The sequence below is a fragment of the Brevundimonas sp. genome (assembly GCF_032107865.1).
Classification (GTDB): domain Bacteria; phylum Pseudomonadota; class Alphaproteobacteria; order Caulobacterales; family Caulobacteraceae; genus Brevundimonas.
The window spans coordinates 1-1,424 of record NZ_DAMCNG010000373.1 but is presented as its reverse complement, the minus strand read 5'-3'; the positions used below and the strand labels follow the sequence as shown (position 1 = coordinate 1,424).

Genomic DNA, 1,424 nt, shown 5'->3' with positions numbered 1-1,424 from the left:
GACCAGCCGGGCGCGCAGGCGCCAGGCCCAGACGCTGACCGCCAGCGCCAGCCCCGCCGCGCCCGCCGTAGCCGCAAAGGCGATGTCGGCCGCGAGATCCGCCTCGGCCATGCCTTCCCCAGAAAATCCGATCCAAGCGTCGGCCGCCCGTCAGGTCAGGCCGATTCGCCGTTTACCATACTCTGATTGGGCGAATTGCGATGCGGCCCATGCACGCGCGGTTGCGTCTGCGATTGCGGCCCGGCGCAGCGCGGGCGATATCCCCGACATGACCACGCCCTGGACCGACCAGCTCGCCCCGTCGCTCGACGATTTCGCCCGCCTGGCCGAAGAGGCCTTCGCCGGATTGCCCGACCTATTTCGCCAGGCGGCCGGGGACGTCGTCATCCGCATTGACGATTTCGCCGACGAAGAGACCCTGCGCGATCTGGAGATCGAGGATCCGTTCGAGCTGACCGGCCTCTATTCGGGCGTCCACATCGGCGAACGCGACGGCATGGGCCCGGCGCCGGAGCCGTCGCGCGTCTTCCTCTATCGCCGGCCCATCCTCGACGAATGGTGCGAGCGCGGCGACGTCGGCCTGGCCGAGATCATCGCCCACGTCCTGATCCATGAGATCGGCCACCACCTGGGCCTGGACGACGACCAGATCCACGCCATCGAAGACGACGAGGACTGACGTGCTGTATGTCTTTCCGCCTGAAACCTATGTCCGCGCCGTCGCAGACTATGATCGGCCCTATGAGAATCCGATCGACGTGCGGGCAGGCGACGCCGTGGTTCCGGTCTCGGACGGCTCCATGCCGACGGACTTCATGGGGTGGACCTGGTGCGTCGGCGCGGATGGGCGCGCAGGCTGGACGCCCGACGGCTGGTGCGAGCCCATCGCCGACGGCTGGCGCCTGATCCGAGATTTCAACGCGCTGGAACTGACCGTCCGCGCAGGAGACCGCCTCCGGCTGATCCACAGCGAAAGCGGCTTCCTGTTCTGCGAGACGGCGACGGGAGAGCGCGCCTGGCTCCCCGACGCCGTCGTCGTCCTTGAGCGAAACGACTAGTCCGCGATCCGCTCCAGCTTGGCGACGAAGAAGCCGTCCAGACCGCCTTTTTCCGCCCATTGCGACGGCAGGATGCGCAGCCAACCTTCGGGCGTCAGCGCCTCGTCCGGGGCGCCGATCTCGGCCGGGACCGCCGCGACGGTGCGGAAGGCCGGGTTGCGGCGCAGGAAGGCGATGAGTTGCGTCTCGCCCTCTTCGCGCTCCAGCGAGCAGACGCAATAGACCAGACGGCCGCCCGGCTTCACCTTCTCGGCGGCCGCGTCCAGCAGGCGATGCTGCACGTCTGCCAGCTTGGCCACGTCGGCGGGGCGGGTGGCGCGCAGCACCTCGGGGTTGCGGCGATAGGTGCCGGTGGCCGTGCACGGC

General features: G+C 68.9%; 2 protein-coding genes and 1 pseudogene. 2 read left to right on the top strand and 1 reads right to left on the bottom strand.

What is annotated here, in order from left to right; translation table 11 throughout:
- The first annotated feature begins 268 nt into the window (after window positions 1–268).
- Window positions 269–679, top strand: a complete 411-nt coding sequence (locus RT567_RS16835; RefSeq protein ID WP_313577336.1) for a metallopeptidase family protein — start codon at window positions 269–271, stop codon at window positions 677–679.
- A 1-nt stretch (window position 680) separates the two neighbouring features.
- Window positions 681–1,058, top strand: a complete 378-nt coding sequence (locus RT567_RS16830; RefSeq protein ID WP_313577335.1) for an SH3 domain-containing protein — start codon at window positions 681–683, stop codon at window positions 1,056–1,058.
- Here the strand turns inward: RT567_RS16830 and RT567_RS16825 are convergent.
- Window positions 1,055–1,424, bottom strand: a pseudogene (locus RT567_RS16825) (rRNA methyltransferase); the annotation flags it as partial. The gene RT567_RS16830 and the pseudogene RT567_RS16825 overlap by 4 nt on opposite strands.

Bases quoted from the DNA above. Each gene is read 5' to 3' on its own strand.
- RT567_RS16835 (WP_313577336.1), top strand. From the start codon at position 269: ATGACCACGCCCTGGACCGACCAGCTCGCCCCGTCGCTCGACGATTTC.